Genomic DNA, 16,195 nt, shown 5'->3' with positions numbered 1-16,195 from the left:
ACCCCCTGCTCCCGGCCCTCAACCCTCTGCCGGAACGGGCGGCGGCACCACCAGCGCGCTCAAGCCCACGCCGCCCCACCCCGTCATGACCGCCATGCCCATCCACAGTTCCAGGCTGAGGTTGGTCAGGTGCAGCGCCGCCAGGCCGCCCAGATACGGTCCCCACACGGCAAGCGGCAGCAGGAAGGCGAAGACGCGCAGGGCCCAGGGCTGGGCGGGCGAGGGCTTCAGGAGGAGCAGCAGCACGTCCACCAGCAGGCCACACGCCGCGAGCAAAAGCGGCACGCGCCACTCGCCGGGCACCAGCATCAGGGCCATCATCAGGGTGTTGAGCCCGTACATCAGCGTCACGGCCCCGAACGGCAGTTGAAAGCGGCGCAGCAGCAGCAGTACGGGCGCAGCCAGGATCAGCGCGGTCACGAGCACGCTCGCCAGTTCACCGCGCGTCTGCACGTAGCCCAGGCCCTGCGGGGCCTGAAGCAGCGCCCACAAGTACATGTTCATAAAGGACACGAAGCCCAGCAGCGCCGTGGCCGAGAGCACGGCGGGCCACACCACCCCCGCTGGCGCCACGCGCGGGCTGGGCGTACGCCACGCGCTCACGAGCGGCGCGGCGAGCAGACACGCCGCGCCCCCGAACAGCAGCAGGTGCGTGGGCGAGAGCAGGGCCTCAATGCCCACCTCGATGCCGAAGACCGTGTGCCAGATCAGGTCCCCGACACCGCCCAGGGCGAAGATGGGGAGCCCGAGGGCCGCGAGGTGGTAGCCCTCGGGAAAGGCGGCCAGCCCGCGCCGCCCGGCCCGCCAACCGCGTGAGGCCAGCCACAGCGTCCACGCGGCCACGGCCAGAAAACCCGAGTAGAACAGCGCGTGCCAGGGCGTGAAAAACGTCTCCAGGCTCTCCCCGAAGCGGTTGTGCGCCCAGCCGTCCACGAAGATGCCGGTGGTCAGCCACCACGCAAAGGCGATGGTGGCGAAGTTCTGGGCGGGGGTGGCGCGCAGGGTCCCCTCTGGGACCGGCGCGGACGCAGCGGGCAGGGTGGTGGTCACGGCTCAGTGTACGCAGTGGGGAACGTGCCTGGCGGCCCGGGGTCAACTGCTTGTCGAAGCGGTTTGACGACCTGCCCCCGTGGGCCACTTGCCATAGACAAACGGTTTCCCGAGTTCGGTGATGTTTGGAGGAACCCCCGGCCAGGACGGATTTTCACCCCCTTATCATTCAGAGGTCTGAACGCCTACACCCGTGGCAAGTGATCCACGGGTGGTCTGCTTCAAAGGTCCTTTGACAGTTGCGCGAGGAGAGGCGCGCGTCAGATGTCGGCTTCGCCTGTTCTGCAATTGTCAACGTTTTTCTGAAACGGACCGCTCGCTCCCCTTGTACGCAATTCGCCAGATGCGCCCCCCGCCGTCGTCGGTGAGCAGCAGCGAGCCGTCTCGCGCCACCACGAGGTCCACCGGGCGGCCCAGCACCTCGCCCCCGCGCAGAAAGCCGGTTAGGAAGTCGCGCACCTCACCCGTCTTCGGATTCACCGTCACCACCTTGTAGCCGCTCTTCTCGCTGCGGTTCCAGGAGCCGTGCAGGGCCACGAACATTTGGTTGCGGTAAGCCGTGGGAAACGCCTTGCCCGTGGAGAAGGCCAGGCCCAGCGGCGCGGAGTGGCCGGTGGCCAGGGCGAAGGCGGGGGTGGCGGATGTGCAGGTGGCCGCACTCTTCTTGCCAAAGTCCCTGTCCCACACCTGCGGCTGACTGGCCTTCACCGTGTAGCAGTAGGGCCAGCCGTAGAAGCCGCCCGCCTTCAGTTTGTAGAAGCCCTCGGGCGGCAGATCGTCGCCCAGTTGATCACGCCCGTTGTTGGTGGCGTACAGGGTGCCGCCGAACCACTCCAAGCCCACCGGGTTTCGCAGGCCGGTGGCATAGGGTTTGCCGTTCTTGCCGTCTGCACCGTAGACCCACACGGCGGCGCGGCGCGGGTCCGCCTCCTCACAGACGTTGCAGGTGCTGCCCGCCGCCACGTACATCCGGCCGTCGGGGCCGAATTCCACAGTACGGGTCCAGTGCCCGCCGCCTGCGGGCAGGTCCACCACCTTCTGCGCCGCACCGCTCGCCTGACGCTGCCCGGACTTGTAGGCGTAGCGCACCACGCCGTCGGTGTTGGCAACGTACAGGAAGCCGCCGTGGAAGGCCAGCCCGTGCGGACGGTTGAGGCCCGAGGCAAAAACTGCCCTGCCGTCCGCCTTCCCGTTGCCATCGCTGTCCGGCAGCGCCGTCACCGTTCCGGCCTGGGGATCACTGACGAACACGTCACCATTCGGGGCCACCGCCATAAAACGCGGTTGCTGAAAACCTTCGGCGAATACGGACGCCTGAAAGCCCCTGGGCGCCTGAAGCTTTGGGGCCAGCGCGCCTGCACTTCCCATGAACGTCAGGGCCCCGAGAACGAACCACACTTTTTGCAGCATGGTTCCAGGAAAACACGCCGGCGTGAGAAGGCCGGGGAAACCGCGTGAACGGGCACCCGAAGCCGCGCCGTCCTGCGGCCAGGAATCGAACGATCACCTCAGGACCACCGCGAGCAGCGCGCCCTGCAGGAAGGTCAGCCCTCCCTGGCAACGCCCTGCGCCCGCTGCGGATGGATGTCGCGCCACCGCAGCGGGCACAGGGCGCACAGCAGCAGAAACGGGAACAGCAGCGTGCAGTTCAGCAGGGCCGTTTTCTGACCGGGGCAAGGGGCGCGTCGTCAGGCCGGAACAAGCCCCGAGTACGCGCCCTACCGCGCGTCCGTTTCCAGGTACTCGAAATGCGCGCCCAGCTGTTCGAGGTGGCGAAAAAACATCGGGTAGCTTTTGCGGATGTGGTGCGCGCCTGTGATGCGGATGGGGGCCTCGGCTTTCAATCCCAGCAAGGTGAGCAGCATGATCATGCGGTGGTCGCCGTGCCCATCGGCGGTCACGCCCCCGGCGATGCGGTCCACGCCCGTGACGCTGAGGCTGTCGGCCGTCTCCGCGGCGCTCAGGCCCAGCCGCTCCAACTCGCGGCGGGTGTCGCTGATGCGGTCACATTCCTTGAGTCGCAGCGTGGCGACGTTTTCCCAGGTGGTCGTTCCCCGGGCTCCCGAAGCGGCGGCGGTCAGCGCCTGCACCGCGTCCGTGAAGCCGTCGCCGTCGCGCGTCACCGCCCGCAGGGGCCGCCCGCCCCGCACCATTACCCGGTCACCCTCGCGCACAATATCGGCACCCATTTCGCGCAGCACGTCCACCGACTCGCGCTCGCCCTGCAGGTCACCTTCGCGGAGGTTGGTCAGCGTGACTTCCCCGGGGCGCAGGGCCGCTGCCGCAAGGATCGCCGCGCTGCCTGGGTAGTCGCCCGGCACGAGGACCCGTCCGGGGCGGTATGTCTGTCCGCCGGGGATGGTGACGCGGGAGAGGTCCTCGCTCGCCGTGGCCTGCACCCCGAAGGCCGCCAACGTCGCCAGCGTCTGACGCAGCGGCGCGTGGCTCTTGATGTCGCCCGTCAGGCGCAGGTCCAGGCCGTCTGGCAGCAGCGGGGCGAGAAACATCAGCGCGGAGGCGTACTGGCTGGACCGCTCGGCAGAGACGTTCGCCCGTCCACCCCGCACTGGGCCGCTGACCGTGACCGGCAGCCGGCCACCTTCGCTCGTCACCCGCGCGCCCAGCCGTTCGAGGGCCTCCAGCAGGTCTCCCTGGGGCCGCTTGCCCAGCGACTCGGCGTAGTCGGTCACGAAGGTGGTGCCCGTGGTCAGCGCCGCCACGCCCATCAGGAAGCGGGCCACCGCTCCGGCATTGCCTGGGTTGAGGGTCACGCCTTCCCGGGGCCGGGCTCCGAAGCCACGCACCACCACGTCGCTTTCCACATGCGCTATGCCCGCGCCCCAGTCCTGCAAGCAGCGCAGCAGGGCGCGGGCGTCCTCGCTGGTGGCCGCGCCTACCACGCGGGTTTCGCCATCGGCCAGGGCCGCTGCGAGCAGGAAGCGGGTGGTGTAGTTCTTGCTGGGCTGCGCGCGCAGTTCGCCCCGGAGTTCAGGGGCGGGATGAACCAGGACATCGAACCGCTCGGGCAGACCGTCAGCACTCATGCCTGGCAGGCTAGCGCGCGGCCACGCAGGGGCAGGGGCCGGAGTCGAGACAAGGGGCCGGGGGGCCAGTTTTCCCGGGGGGCCAGTTTTCCCTGGCCCCCGATTTTGCCCCGGGCCGTTACTTCGCCGGCACCTTCAGCGTCCCGCTGACGATCAGCTTCTCTACCGTGTCCAGGTTGGCCTGCATGGTGTCCGGAATCAGGGCCCGGTTGTACTGGTCCACGGCCAGCGCGATGCCGCCGTTGCTCAGGCCGAAGGAGCGGTCGCCCGCTCGCCAGGGCCGCCCCTCGGCGACTTCCTTCACGACGGAATACACCGCGTTGTCCACGCGCTTCAAGACCGAGGTCAGGCCGTGGTTGAGCGTCGTCGGATTCTTGTCGAAGTCCCCCAGTCCGTTCTGGTTCACGTCCACGCCGATATAGAAGGTGGGGCGCGAGTCGCCCGCGCAGACCTTTTGCTCGGCAGCGCTGCGCGGCACGCCCGAAAAGGCGTTGGACCGGAACTTGATGCCCGCGGGCAGCGCGCTCGCCTTGAGGCAGGGCTGGGTCCGGACCTGCTCGACCAGCCCCTGGCCACTGGCCCCAGCCGCCGCGTAGATCACGTCCACACCGCTCTTCATCATGCCCGCCGCGATCTGGGTGGCCTTCTTGGCGTTGTTGAAGCCCTGGCTGCTGGTGTCCACGAACGCAACCGTGACCTTGCAACTGGGGCAGGCGAACTTGGCCCCAGCAACAAATCCAGCGCGGAAGCGGTTGATCACCGGAATGTCGACCCCACCGATAAACCCGAGGCGGCCCGTCGCGCTCTGTTTGCCCGCCAGGTAGCCGGCCAGGAAGCTGCCTTCCTGCTCGCGGAAGCGCAGCCCCACCGTGTTGTCACCCTTGGGCAGGTCGTCCACCGTGACGAAGCGGGTGTCCTTGTGGCCGCTGGCCGCTGCCGACACGGCGTCGTTGTTCGCAAACCCGATGCCGATCACCACGCTGGCACCCCGGTCGGCCAGCCCGGAGATGCCCTTGCCCACTTCTGCGAGCGTTTTGGGCTCGTAGGTCTGGACCGAACCGCCCGTCTCGTCCACGGCCCGCCGCGCTCCCTCGTAGGCCGCCTGGTTGAAGCCCTGATCGTTGCGCCCCCCCAGGTCAAAGGCCAGCCCCACCGTAAAGGACGCCGCCTGTGCGGTGCAGAGCGTGAGGAGCGGAGCGGCTACCAGCAAAGCAAGGGAAACTCGGCGCATGGCCGTTATGTTTCCGCGTTTCCTCATACCTTTCTATTACAGCTCCAGAGCCCCTGTGGCCACCGGGAAGCCACGTCCATAAAGGCAGGACCGCTTTCCCTGCTATTTTCCCAAAGTGGATTGCTACTTAGCCATTCACGCTGAGTCTCTGCTCTCTCCCGCCGCTCCTTCTACCACTGCGGCATCAGGTGAAGAAAGACGCCTTCCAGAGTCTTTTTCTCCGGCCCCTTCCTTGAGGAGCGCGGGGGGATAGACAGCCGCCTTCCAAACGACGAAGATACTTGCAATAAAACAGCTTGGTCTCGCTGGGCCAGGCCCCGCGACAGGGAGGACCCATGAACACGTATCCCGCACACCCCCGGCCTCAACTTCAGCGCGAAGGCTGGCGCAGCCTCGACGGCGCGTGGCAGTTTGCCTACGACGACGCGGCCCAGTGGCGCACTCCGGCGGAGGTGGCCTTTGACCGGAAGATCGTGGTGCCCTATCCCCCTGAGAGCGTGAGAAGCCGGATTCACGATGAGGGCTTTCATCCGGTGGTGTGGTATGCCCGCCGGGTAACGCTGGACCCCGCGGAACGGACAGGGCGGGTACTCGTGCATTTCGGGGCGGTGGATTACGCGGCGCGGGTGTGGGCCAACGGCGTGCCCGTTGCCACGCACGAGGGTGGGCACACGCCCTTTACGGCCGACATCACGGAAACCATCGGGGAGGAAGGTGTGGTGGACCTGGTGGTGCGGGCCGAGGACGATCCCCACGACCTGACGCAGCCGCGCGGCAAGCAGGACTGGCAGCGCGAGCCGCACATCATCTGGTATCCGCGCACCACGGGCATCTGGCAGACAGTGTGGCTCGAAAGTGTGCCCGAGACCCGTCTGGACACCCTGCGCTGGACGCCGCACCTGGACCAGTGGGAGCTGAGCCTGGACGTGCGGGTCAGTGGGCCCCTCAAAGCCGGGCTTCGCCTGCGCGTCACCCTGTTTGCCGAAGACCGCGAACTGGCGGAAGACACCTACAAGCTCACTGCCCGCGACATCACCCGCCGCATCGCCATTCCAGACCCCGGCATCGACGACGCGCGCAACGACCTGCTCTGGAGCCCCGAGCATCCTCAGCTGCTGCAGGCCACGGTAGAACTGCTCGACGGAGACGCAGTGGTAGACCGGGTGGTGAGCTACACGGCGCTGCGCTCGGTCGCGACCGACGGACAGCGCTTCTTGCTCAATGGCCAGCCGTATTTCCTGAAGATGGTGCTGGACCAGGGCTACTGGCCCGAGTCGCTGATGACCGCCACCGACGAGGAGCTGCGCCGCGACGTGGAACTCACCAAGCGGCTGGGCTTCAACGGCGCCAGAAAACACCAGAAGATCGAGGACCCCCGCTGGCTGTACTGGTGCGACGTGCTGGGCCTGCTCGTGTGGGAGGAGATGCCCAGCCCCTACCGCTTTACCCCCGAAGGCGTGGAGCGCCTGACCCGGGAGTGGACCGAGGCCATCCGGCGCGACCGCTCGCACCCGTGCATCGTCGCGTGGGTGCCCTTCAACGAGTCGTGGGGCGTGCCGGACCTGCCGTCCAACGGGGCGCACCGCGACTACGTGCGGGCGCTGTACCACCTCACCAAGACGCTGGACCCGACCCGCCCGGTGATCGGCAACGACGGCTGGGAACACGTGGCGACCGACCTGCTGGGCATCCACGACTACGCCCACGTGCCCGAGGTGCTGCGCGAACGCTACGGCAGCTTCGGGGCGCTGGCGGGCGTGCTGACGCAGCCCTGGGGACGACAACTGCTGCTCGACGGTTTCACGGCAGAGGGCAAGCCCGCCATCCTCAGCGAGTTCGGTGGGATTGCCTACAGCGTCGAGGACCAGCGCGGCTGGGGCTACCACCGCGCCGCCGACAGTGGGGCCTTCCTGGAGTTGTATGAGGGCCTCCTTGGGGCGGTCCACGACTGCGACGCGCTGGCGGGCTTTTGCTACACCCAGCTCACGGATACCTTTCAGGAGAAGAACGGCCTGCTGACCGAGGACCGCGAGCCCAAAGCGGACCTGCCCCGCCTCGCCCTCGCCGCGCGTGGCCCCCGGCAGGCGTGGGAAATCGACCGCGATCCCGAGCCCCACCCCCTGGGTTACGCGGACCGCTGGCGCAAGCGCCAGGGAGCGGCCCAGCCGGAAACAGCCCAGTGACCCTTCTATGAAACGGCCCAGCCTCGTCTTCAGTTGTGGGCCTCAGCGCTGGGTTACGCGGGCAACGCCCAGGCCATCACGCCGTACCGGGGGTTCCCCTTCACGCGCAAGTTCCCCACCACCCACGGCATGGTGATCAACAAGCTTCGATCCGCACCACCGCTGCCCCGGGCACGTGCTGACAGACGGCGGTCGCCACACCGCATAGATCGGCGAGTGGCACCTGTACGCCAACAGATTCGGGACCCACGACGATTCAGACAAACCCTTTGTGCCGCGTGAACCACACTGGCTGGGCGTCGAAGGCGGCTGGATGGCCAACGGCTTTCACCACCTGAACTGCGGCGGCTTCGCCGGGGCCCCGGAAAAACGGTACTCCGGCGAGGGCATCCGCGGGCCCGAGGGACCGTTGCCCTCTTCCTGTCCTGGGGCCCTCCCACGGCCCCTGGAACCGGACAAGGTGCCCGAGCACTTCTACAGGCTGTTTCCGCGACGAGGCGTTTCCCAGGTGCGCCCAACGACAGGCCGCGGAGCGCGCCCTGCGCCAACTGGGCGCATCTGGGCGAGGTGGAGCGCGCCTCCCTGGCAGCCTGGCGGCGCGGGTACTCCGCGCAGACGGCGAGCGTGGACGAATGCTCCGGCAAGCTGTTGCGGATGCTGGGCGCACAGGGCCGCCGCACCAAGAGCATCTTCTGCGGGGAGGCGTGCCGCATTTCCCTGCTGAGCTTGCGAGTGGCGGGCCGTGCGAGGCGGGCGGTACACCCAGGCGAAGTGCCGCCGGGACGGGCGCAAGCCGCCGTCCCATCCTGTGGCGGACCCCGATCAGCGCACCGACCTGTCCGGTCCGTCAGAACATCAGGCGGCCCTGCAAGAATGCCGGCCCCCCCCTGGGCGATTTCATGCACCGCTTCAGCGACACCATCGGGACCAGCGCGTAATTACCGGGACCCTGGGCCGACGGCGAGCAAAACATCATCGCCTCGGCGCAGAGGCCGTGTTCTCCGGGCGAAGAGCGCCCTTCACCGCTTCGCGGCTCGCCTTCTGCCTGGAGGCGGGCCGCTGCTCGTACACCCGCCCCTTCCATTCCACCCGCCGCCCCAGCGCGAGGCCGTAGGCGGGCAGGGCAAACAGGGGGGTGAGCGGGCCGAACAGCCCTTCGAGCCAGTCGGCAGGCTGGCGGCGTCCGGTCAGAAGGTTCACCGCCGTGCGCTCGGTCAGGGTCAGGAAACGGACGGCCCGCTGTGCCGGAGAACGTGCGGGCAGCAACCAGGGCAGCGTGTACGCGAGCAGGTGCCACACGGCGGAGGCGACGAGCAGGACCCGAGAGTCCAGATGCACCCCGAGCGCGTTCTTGCCGAAGCCGGCCACCGACTCGCGGTAGGAGGGATACATGGTCACGCCGATCTGACCCTGCCCCAGCGCCTGCTCCACCCGGTGGCCCGCACGTTTGAGGTGGCGGGCGAAAACGGTGTCTTCCAGCAGTTCTGCCCTCACCGCGCCGTACCCGCCCAGCGCCCCGTAGGCCTCCCGACAAAAGGCCATCACCTGCCCGTTGGCGGTGGTGGCGAGGGGCAGGCGCGACTGGAGAAAGGGATAGGGCAGAAAGCTCAGCACCACCACGTCCACGAGTGGGGTCAGGAGCCGCGCGCCGGGTGTGAGACGTTCGGGTCGGGGCAGCACGGTGAGGAGGTCCGCACCCGAACGCTCCAACCGGTGCAAAACGGCGTTGAGCGCGCCCGGATACCAGCTCACGTCGGCATCGGTAAAAACGAGAACGTCCCCGCGCGCGGCCTCCCCGAGTTGCTGACACGCCCAGGGCTTGCCGTACCAACCGGGCGGGAGGGGCCGCCCTTCCAGCACCTGCGCCCCGAGTTCCCGCGCTACTCCCGCTGTACCGTCTGCGCTGCCATCGTCCAGCACCAGGACCTCGTCTGCCCCCTGCACGAGCAGACCGGGCAGGGTCCGGGGCAGGGTATGCGCCTCGTTCCGCGCCGGGACAAGGAGCGAGACGCGCGGGAGACGGGGGGGCGCAGCGCCCCCCCTCAGCCGGGGAAAGCGTTGAACGTTGACGAGCAGCGTGGCGGCCTTAAAGGCGAAAAAGCCGAGGACGGCCCCGGTATGCAGGGCGCGGAGACGGCGCCAGCGCCGCTCCGTGCCCCGGACTCCACCCTCCGCCACTCGCCGCCTCACAGGCGGAAGATTATCCCCCCCGCCGTCAGCCCCGCCCCTGTGCCCGCAAGCAGTAGCGTGTCGCCCTCACGTACCCGCCCCGCCGCCCGCGCCTGGTGCAGGGTGAGGGGCAGGCTGGCGGCGATGACGTTGCCCAGGTGCGGCAGCGTCACCTCGGTCCTCCCGGGCGGCCAGCCAAAGCGCTCCATCAGTTTCAGTCCCGCCGCGCTCGCCTGGTGGGGAATGACGCGGGTAATGCCGGGGAGGCCCCGGCCCAATCCCGGCCGCAAGCGTTCCAGAAAATCGGGCAGGATGGCCGAGGCCAGGCGCAGCACGTGGAGGCCCTGCATGTCGAACAGCAGCTCCTCGCGCGTCACGTCCAGCAGGTGGGGCGAGCGCAGGCTGCCGCCGCCCCGGATGCGGGTGTGGTCCGCGCCCTCGGGGTACGTCTCGAACAGGGCAGCCTCAACGCCCTGGTCCTCCCGCGTGGCCTGCCCCACCACCACCGCCGCCGCGCCGTCACCGATCAGAAGGCCACTCTCGGGCTGCGCAAAGTTCAGTCCCAGGCTGCCCGCCTCGCTGCTGACGATCAGGACGTGCCTGGCCCGGCCCGTGTGCAGCAGCAGCGCGGCGTGTTCCAGGGCCACCAGGAAGCTCAGGCAGGTGGCGTGCAGGCTGTAGGCGGCCCTGCCCCGCAGCCCCAGTTCCCGCGCGAGGAGGGGCGCGCCGTCGGGGATGGGCTGAAGCTGGCTGCCGCTCGCGTTGAGCAGCACGTCCACGTCGCTCACCTCCAGGCCTGCTCCCCCCAGAGCGTCCCGGGCCGCCTGTACCCCCAGGCTCAGGGCCGTTTCGCTGCCCGAGAGCCAGCGCCGCTCGCGCACCCCTGTGCGCGCCTCGGCCACATTGGCGGGAACGCCGCACAGCGCCGCCACCTCGGCCGTGGGCACGACGCGGGCAGGCAGGGCCTGCGCGGTGGCGAGGAGGCGGCAGTTTAGGCGCATACGCGACATCACGACGTCCTCCACGTTCGCAACACCCGGCGGCGCTTCTGACCCGGTACGGGAGGTGACAGCGGACCCGTGGTGACCTGCAGGGCGCTGAGATCCACCCCCACCCGGCCCAGGGCGGCCCTGACCTCCCGCCGTGCGGCGTCCTGTACGCCGGGCGTAGGGGGATCAAGCCAGAGGCTCAGGCCGTGACCAGAGACCTGTTCTACCCGGTACTCCTGCAGCCCGGGAACCCGGTTCATCGCCGAGCGCATGAAATCCGGCCATACAGTCACCCGGCGGCCCCTGTGGTCCGGCAGGCGAAGGGCGTCGTCCTGGCGCCCGGCCACGCGCAGCACGCGCCGTGAGGCCAGGCCGCAGGAGCAGCCGTCCGCCATCACCAGCAGATCGTCGAGGCGGTGGCGCACAATGGGTTGCACCCGCCGCCGCAGGTCGGTCACGATGGGCTGCACGTAGCCGTCTCCCAGGTCTTCGAGTTCAAAATGCACGTGGGCCTCGTTCAGGTGCAGATGCCCGTGCGGGCAGGGCAGCCCCAGCAGGCCCTCGGTGGCCTGGTACACCTGCACGACGGGCCCGAAGGCCGAGTCCAGCGCTTCGCGGTCCTCGTCTTCCAGCACCTCGGCCACGCTCACCACCCGCTCGGGCCGCGCCCGGGCTCCGGCGGCCAGCACCGCCCGCAGCACACTGGGCGGTCCGACGAGAACGGTGGGGTCCAGCCGGGTGAGTTCGGCGGCCAGTTCGTCCACTGGGCGCAGCAGATCCAGGAAGGTGAACGACAGCCGCCGCCCCTGGACGCTGCGGTACAGCCCGCCGTCGGCACGCAGAAGAAAGGCCACCCGGTGCCGCCGCGTCAGCGACAGCGGCCAGCCGGGCAGCAGGTGACGCAGGATGACACCCGCCCAGTGCAGCCGTTCGGCCCGGCTGACCACAAACACGCCCTGCTGGCCGCTCGTGCCGCTCGACAACCCCACCGTGAGGCCGCCGGGGAGGGTGGCCTGAAAATCGCGGGTGTCCTCGGCGTGGCGGGCAAGGCGCAGCACGTCCCCCAGGCGCAGGCCCGCCGTGTTGAGGGCGTCGAAGTGCCGCATCATCTCGGTCTTGCCGGTGGGCGGCAGCAGCGGCCAGTCGTGCGGCTCCAGGCGCGCCCGCCCGAACCGCGCAGCCAGAAAGGGGCTGTGTCCCACCAGCCACCGCATCTGCTCGGCTCCCAGCGCCTGTTGGTGCCGCTCCAGCGCCAGGCGGTCGCGGAACATCAGCGCCCCCTCGGCCAGGGCGTGGTGCAAGACGGTCAGGTTATCGGACATGAACCGGTTCCGGACCAGCTTCCGGGAGATCGTGGCTGAGGATCACCCGCGCGTGGGGGTGGACCTCCAGCCAGGCGCGTACCCCGGCCCGGCTGCGGCGCTCGCCCACCGGGTCCCCGAAGGCCAGCCGGGCGAGGGGATGGGGTTCTCCCCCGCTCCGCAGCGCCGGCACCCTCCAGGCCACGTCGGCGGCGAGCAGGGAAAGGCCCGCGCCGTCCCCTTCCAGGGCCGCGCCGGGTTGGGTTCGCGCGATCAGGGCGATCATGCCGGGCGCGTGTCCGGGTACCCGGACAGCGTAAACGCTCCCGTCCCCAAACACGTCGGCGGCCTCGGAAAACGGGGCGAGGCCAGACGGGGCGGGTGCGAAAGTCAGGGGCCGCACCCGCGCGAGGAAATCGGGCGGCAGCAGTTCGGGCAGGAAGGCCCGCCGTAACGCCCGCAGCCCCCGCTGGGCGAGCAGGGACCGGGACGGTTCCAGATCGAGGACAAAGGTGGCGCCGGGAAAGTCCCGCAGGCCCCCCACATGGTCCGCGTGAAGGTGCGAGACGATGATCTGACGGACCCCGGCGGGGGGAAAGCCCAGGCGGGCGAGTTGCGCCGCCGCCGTCTCGCGCACATCGATCTGCACGGGGGTGACCAGACCGTACAGCAGCCCCGGCCACCGGGACATGGCGCTCAGCACGCGGGGCGCGTAGCCTGTGTCGAACAGGACCGGCCCGTGAAGGGGATGCAAGATCAGCGCGAAACCCGCCGGATACCGCTCCACCCGCCAGGGCGCTCCCCGCCCGGTCAACGCTGCGAGGCCCAGGCATTGCCCGGCGGTCAGCGGCAGGACCCGGATGGCCGCGCTCATCCGAAAGCCCCCCGCGCCGCCTGGGCCAGCACCTCATCCAGGCCCGAGGCCGGACGAACGACAGGGACGTATCCCAGCCGCGCCCGCGCCCGCGTCAGGTCCAGCGTCATGGACCGGGTGAGCAGGCGTATCCCGCTCGCCGTGAAGACCGGTTCCGGCTGACCGGGCAGGAGGCGGGCGACCCCTTCCATCCCTGCCGCGAGTGCCTCCACCACAGGTGCGGGTATGAAGCGGGCCGGACGGGACACCTCCAGCGCGTCCGCCAGTCGGTCCAGGGTTGCCCAGAGGGGAATGGTTTCGCCGTCGGTGACGTTGAACACACCCGGCGCAGGCCCTGACAAGGCGAGCCGGACGGCGTGCGACACGTTGCGGACGTGGGTGAGTTCGGTGTATACCTCGCCCCGCGTCAGGCGTGGCAATCGCTCCGAGCGCAGCGAGCGCACGAGCCGCGGCACAATGCCCGTATCGCCCGCGCCGTAGATGCCGCGGGGCCGCAGCAGGGTGGCGTCGGGAAGCGCCGCGCGAACGGCCTCCTCCGCCAGCCATTTGCTCCGGGCATAGAGACTGTCGAAGTGGGGACCGATGGGCGTGGATTCGGGAACCCGGGAAGTCCGTCCCGCGGCGTTGTAGACGCTGGGCGTACTGATATGGATCAGGCGCAGCCCGCGCCGGGCACACTCCCCGGCCAGCGCCGCACTCACGTTCACGTTGTCAGACACAAAGTCGGACCAGCGTCCCCACAGGCTGGAACGGGCCGCGCAGTGGACCACCGCGTCTGCGCCCCGCAACACCCACGCCCAGTCAGCTCCCCGGAGATCGGCAGGGCGAAAGTCGAGCCCCCACGCCCTCAGGCGCTCGCCCCGTTCAGCCTGACGTCCAGTGGCCATGACCGCATGACCTGCCTCCAGCAGTTCCCGCGCCACCACACCCCCCAGAAAGCCGGTTGCCCCGGTGACGAGAACACGCACCGTTCCATGATACAAGGATGAGGAACAGGATAAGACCCCAAATGGGGTGTATAGGCACGCAGGCTGTGTTCGTGACCGCCGGCGCTCTACGAACGTCCCTGCACGCCCTCGCCGCGCAGTCGCCCAGCCCGGGTGGGAGCCGCCGTCTTCGCCGCATCGGACCTGCTGCTTGCGCTGCTGGCCGGACTGGGAGCGGCTGCCCTCACCCACGCGCTGGGCCACGCCGTGGCGGCTCCCCGGCTTTACCTTGCCCAGCACGGCGCACCGCTGACCCACGTGGCGGCGGACAACGGCTTTCCCCTGACCACACCCCGTCGCCGCGCTGCTGGCGGGCTTCGCGTGGTGGCTGGACCGGCCGTGGACGTACGCCACACCGAAGGACGTGCTGGGCAGAGCCGCCCAGTCGCCCTGCTGGATGCGCCCGGTTCTGCCCCGTTCAGCGCGTTCCTGAAGCACATTCCCCTGGATCATGCGCCGTGACGACCTCCTGACCCCACCTGCCGACTTGCGCGTGCCTGAGGACAACGGTGCAGCCCGGCACCTGCTGGGCTTGAACCCACCACCTCTCGTCCTGACCGCCACAGCTGGGCGGAGGATACGGCTGGACCTGATCAGCAGCCCTACGCCGCCGCGCGGCGGCGAAAACTCGGCCCTGGTTCCCGGTGTGTGGGGCAGCGCCCGTTGCGCCTTCCGGGACCACCACGCCGAGCTTGCGGGCGCTGGGGGCCGGGGCCTCCAGCCTGAGCACCCAGGACACGGCGTACCAGCAGGAGATGGTGGAGCGTCTGCACCTCCCCTTTTCCGCGCTGAGCGAGGCCGGGCCCGAACTCACCCGCGCGCGCCCCGGCTGCCCACCTTCGAGGTAGAGGGGCAGCGGGGGAAGGAGACGGGAGGAACGACGCCTGACGGGAGAGGACAAAAGAAGAGGGCAAGCTGACGCTCGCCTCCCCCCTCTATATCCGTAGCTCTACGGGTCCCCTTCCTTCCGCCTCGCGGCTTTGCAAGTCTGCCGAGTCCCGCGCAAGGAGGGAGGCGGGAAAACCCAAAGGCCAACCGCCTTCCTCACAACACCTCGAACAGCCCCGCTGCCCCCATCCCGCCGCCCACGCACATCGTCGTGACGACGTACTTCACGCCCCGGCGGCGGCCTTCGAGCAGGGCGTGACCCACCAACCGTGCGCCGCTCATGCCGTAGGGGTGGCCGATGGAGATGGCCCCGCCGTTTACATTGAGGCGATCATCGGGAATGCCCAGGCGGTCTTGGCAGTACAGCACCTGCACGGCGAAGGCCTCGTTCAGTTCCCACAGGCCGATGTCTTCCACGTCGAGGCCGAAGCGGCTCAGGAGCTTGGGCACGGCGAACACCGGACCAATCCCCATCTCGTCGGGCTCGGTTCCGGCCACCGCCATGCCGAGGTAGCGGCCCAGGGGCTTGAGGCCCCGGCGTTCGGCCATCCCGGCTTCCATCAGCACGCTGGCGGACGCGCCGTCGGAAAGCTGGGAAGCGTTGCCCGCCGTGATCTGGTTGCCCTCACCGCGGACGGCCTTCAGAGAGGCGAGGCCCTCCAGCGTGGTGTCTGGACGGTTGCCCTCGTCCTGGGTGAGGGTCACTTCCCGCATCGTGATCTCGCCCGTTTCTTTGTTCTGCACGCCCATGCGGGTGGTGACGGAGATGATCTCGTCGCCGAAGCGGCCCTCGGCCTGGGCCTGGGCGGTGCGCTGCTGCGATCTGAGGGCGTAGGCGTCGCAGCGTTCGCGGGTGATGTCGTACCGCTTGCCCACCACCTCCGCTGTATCGATCATCGGCATGTAGATGCCGTTGTGCATCGACAGCAGTTCGGGGTCTGGTCCCACGCGCATTTCCGGCGTCTGCACCAGCGAGATGGACTCCACCCCGCCCGCCACGCACACGTCCATGCGGTCCACGATGATCTGCTTGGCGGCGGTGGCAATCGCCATCAGGCCCGAGGCGCACTGACGGTCGATGGACATGCCCGCCACGCCGGCGCCCAGCCCCGCGCGCAGGGCCGCGTTGCGACCGATGGTGGTCTGCACGCCCTGCTGCATGGCGGCCCCGATCACGCAGTCGTCGATCTCGGCGGGCTCGACCCCCGCCCGCTCCACGGCGGCGCGGATGGCGTGGGCGGCCAGCGTGGGCGAGGGCGTGGCGTTGAAGGCCCCCCGGTAGGCCCTGCCGATGGGGGTGCGGGCGGTGGAGACGATGACAGCTTCACGCATAGAGAAAACCTCTTATCCTTCGCCTTCCCCAAAGAAAGCAGAGACGGCTTCTTGAACAATTGAATGGAAGCGGCGATGACTCGATTGCGGGCCAAGTTCTCCCGAAAATACACGCCTTGAATTTCCAATCTGCCTGATCAAATTTGGC

At 69.2% G+C, this 16,195-nt stretch carries 13 protein-coding genes; 3 read left to right on the top strand and 10 right to left on the bottom strand.

The features are described 5' to 3' along the window. Positions 1-18: 18 nt before the first annotated feature. The 4 genes from B9A95_RS20065 to B9A95_RS20050 all read right to left on the bottom strand — a co-directional run bounded on the left by B9A95_RS20065 (position 19) and on the right by B9A95_RS20050 (position 5,325). Positions 19-1,050 (bottom strand): hypothetical protein, encoded by a 1,032-nt coding sequence (locus B9A95_RS20065; protein WP_084048897.1) that lies wholly within the window; start codon positions 1,048-1,050, stop codon positions 19-21. A gap of 291 nt (positions 1,051-1,341) precedes the next feature. Beyond that, positions 1,342-2,460 carry a PQQ-dependent sugar dehydrogenase gene (locus B9A95_RS20060; RefSeq protein ID WP_084048896.1) on the bottom strand — a complete coding sequence of 373 codons (1,119 nt, stop codon included), beginning with the start codon at positions 2,458-2,460 and terminating at the stop codon, positions 1,342-1,344. 308 nt (positions 2,461-2,768) lie between these two features. Continuing rightward, a complete protein-coding gene (gene aroA, locus B9A95_RS20055) occupies positions 2,769-4,094 on the bottom strand; it encodes a 3-phosphoshikimate 1-carboxyvinyltransferase (protein ID WP_084048895.1) in 1,326 nt (441 codons plus the stop codon). 118 nt (positions 4,095-4,212) lie between these two features. Further along, positions 4,213-5,325, bottom strand: a complete 1,113-nt coding sequence (locus tag B9A95_RS20050) for a BMP family lipoprotein (RefSeq protein WP_245808402.1) — start codon at positions 5,323-5,325, stop codon at positions 4,213-4,215. 335 nt (positions 5,326-5,660) lie between these two features. Here B9A95_RS20050 and B9A95_RS20045 point away from each other — a divergent pair, with 335 nt between their 5' ends. Beyond that, the gene (locus B9A95_RS20045) at positions 5,661-7,508 is read left to right on the top strand and encodes a glycoside hydrolase family 2 TIM barrel-domain containing protein (RefSeq protein WP_084048893.1); all 1,848 of its coding nucleotides are present in this window, start codon (positions 5,661-5,663) and stop codon (positions 7,506-7,508) included. Positions 7,509-8,480: 972 nt separating this feature from the next. Here B9A95_RS20045 and B9A95_RS20040 read toward each other — a convergent pair. From B9A95_RS20040 to B9A95_RS20020, 5 genes are all read right to left on the bottom strand, one after another. After that, entirely contained in the window at positions 8,481-9,632 is a 1,152-nt protein-coding gene (locus tag B9A95_RS20040; protein ID WP_084050856.1) for a glycosyltransferase family 2 protein, read from the bottom strand. Between the two features lie 62 nt (positions 9,633-9,694). Continuing rightward, complete coding sequence (locus B9A95_RS20035) at positions 9,695-10,687, bottom strand: 3-oxoacyl-ACP synthase III family protein (protein WP_084048892.1); 993 nt, start codon at positions 10,685-10,687, stop codon at positions 9,695-9,697. Beyond that, a complete protein-coding gene (locus B9A95_RS20030) occupies positions 10,687-11,988 on the bottom strand; it encodes a F390 synthetase-related protein (protein WP_084048891.1) in 1,302 nt (433 codons plus the stop codon). The genes B9A95_RS20035 and B9A95_RS20030 overlap by 1 nt, the downstream gene beginning before the upstream one ends. Then, positions 11,978-12,841, bottom strand: a complete 864-nt coding sequence (locus tag B9A95_RS20025; RefSeq protein WP_084048890.1) for an MBL fold metallo-hydrolase — start codon at positions 12,839-12,841, stop codon at positions 11,978-11,980. Before B9A95_RS20025 ends, B9A95_RS20030 begins: the two co-directional genes overlap by 11 nt. After that, positions 12,838-13,809, bottom strand: a complete 972-nt coding sequence (locus B9A95_RS20020; RefSeq protein ID WP_084048889.1) for an NAD-dependent epimerase/dehydratase family protein — start codon at positions 13,807-13,809, stop codon at positions 12,838-12,840. The genes B9A95_RS20025 and B9A95_RS20020 overlap by 4 nt, the downstream gene beginning before the upstream one ends. Positions 13,810-13,941: 132 nt before the next feature. Here B9A95_RS20020 and B9A95_RS20015 point away from each other — a divergent pair, with 132 nt between their 5' ends. Continuing rightward, a complete protein-coding gene (locus B9A95_RS20015) occupies positions 13,942-14,289 on the top strand; it encodes a hypothetical protein (RefSeq protein WP_084048888.1) in 348 nt (115 codons plus the stop codon). After that, on the top strand, positions 14,279-14,746 hold the full coding sequence (locus tag B9A95_RS32540; RefSeq protein WP_139806903.1) for a hypothetical protein: 468 nt from the start codon (positions 14,279-14,281) through the stop codon (positions 14,744-14,746). The genes B9A95_RS20015 and B9A95_RS32540 overlap by 11 nt, the downstream gene beginning before the upstream one ends. A gap of 125 nt (positions 14,747-14,871) precedes the next feature. On the opposite strand, the gene B9A95_RS20010 is transcribed toward B9A95_RS32540, so the two are convergent. Further along, positions 14,872-16,047, bottom strand: coding sequence for an acetyl-CoA C-acyltransferase (locus tag B9A95_RS20010; protein ID WP_084048887.1), 1,176 nt, complete (start codon positions 16,045-16,047; stop codon positions 14,872-14,874). Between the last annotated feature and the right edge of the window lie 148 nt (positions 16,048-16,195).

Source organism: Deinococcus hopiensis KR-140, from assembly GCF_900176165.1.
GTDB lineage: Bacteria > Deinococcota > Deinococci > Deinococcales > Deinococcaceae > Deinococcus > Deinococcus hopiensis.
Note: the sequence above shows the minus strand (reverse complement) of the source record. Positions and strands in the feature narration are given on the sequence as shown.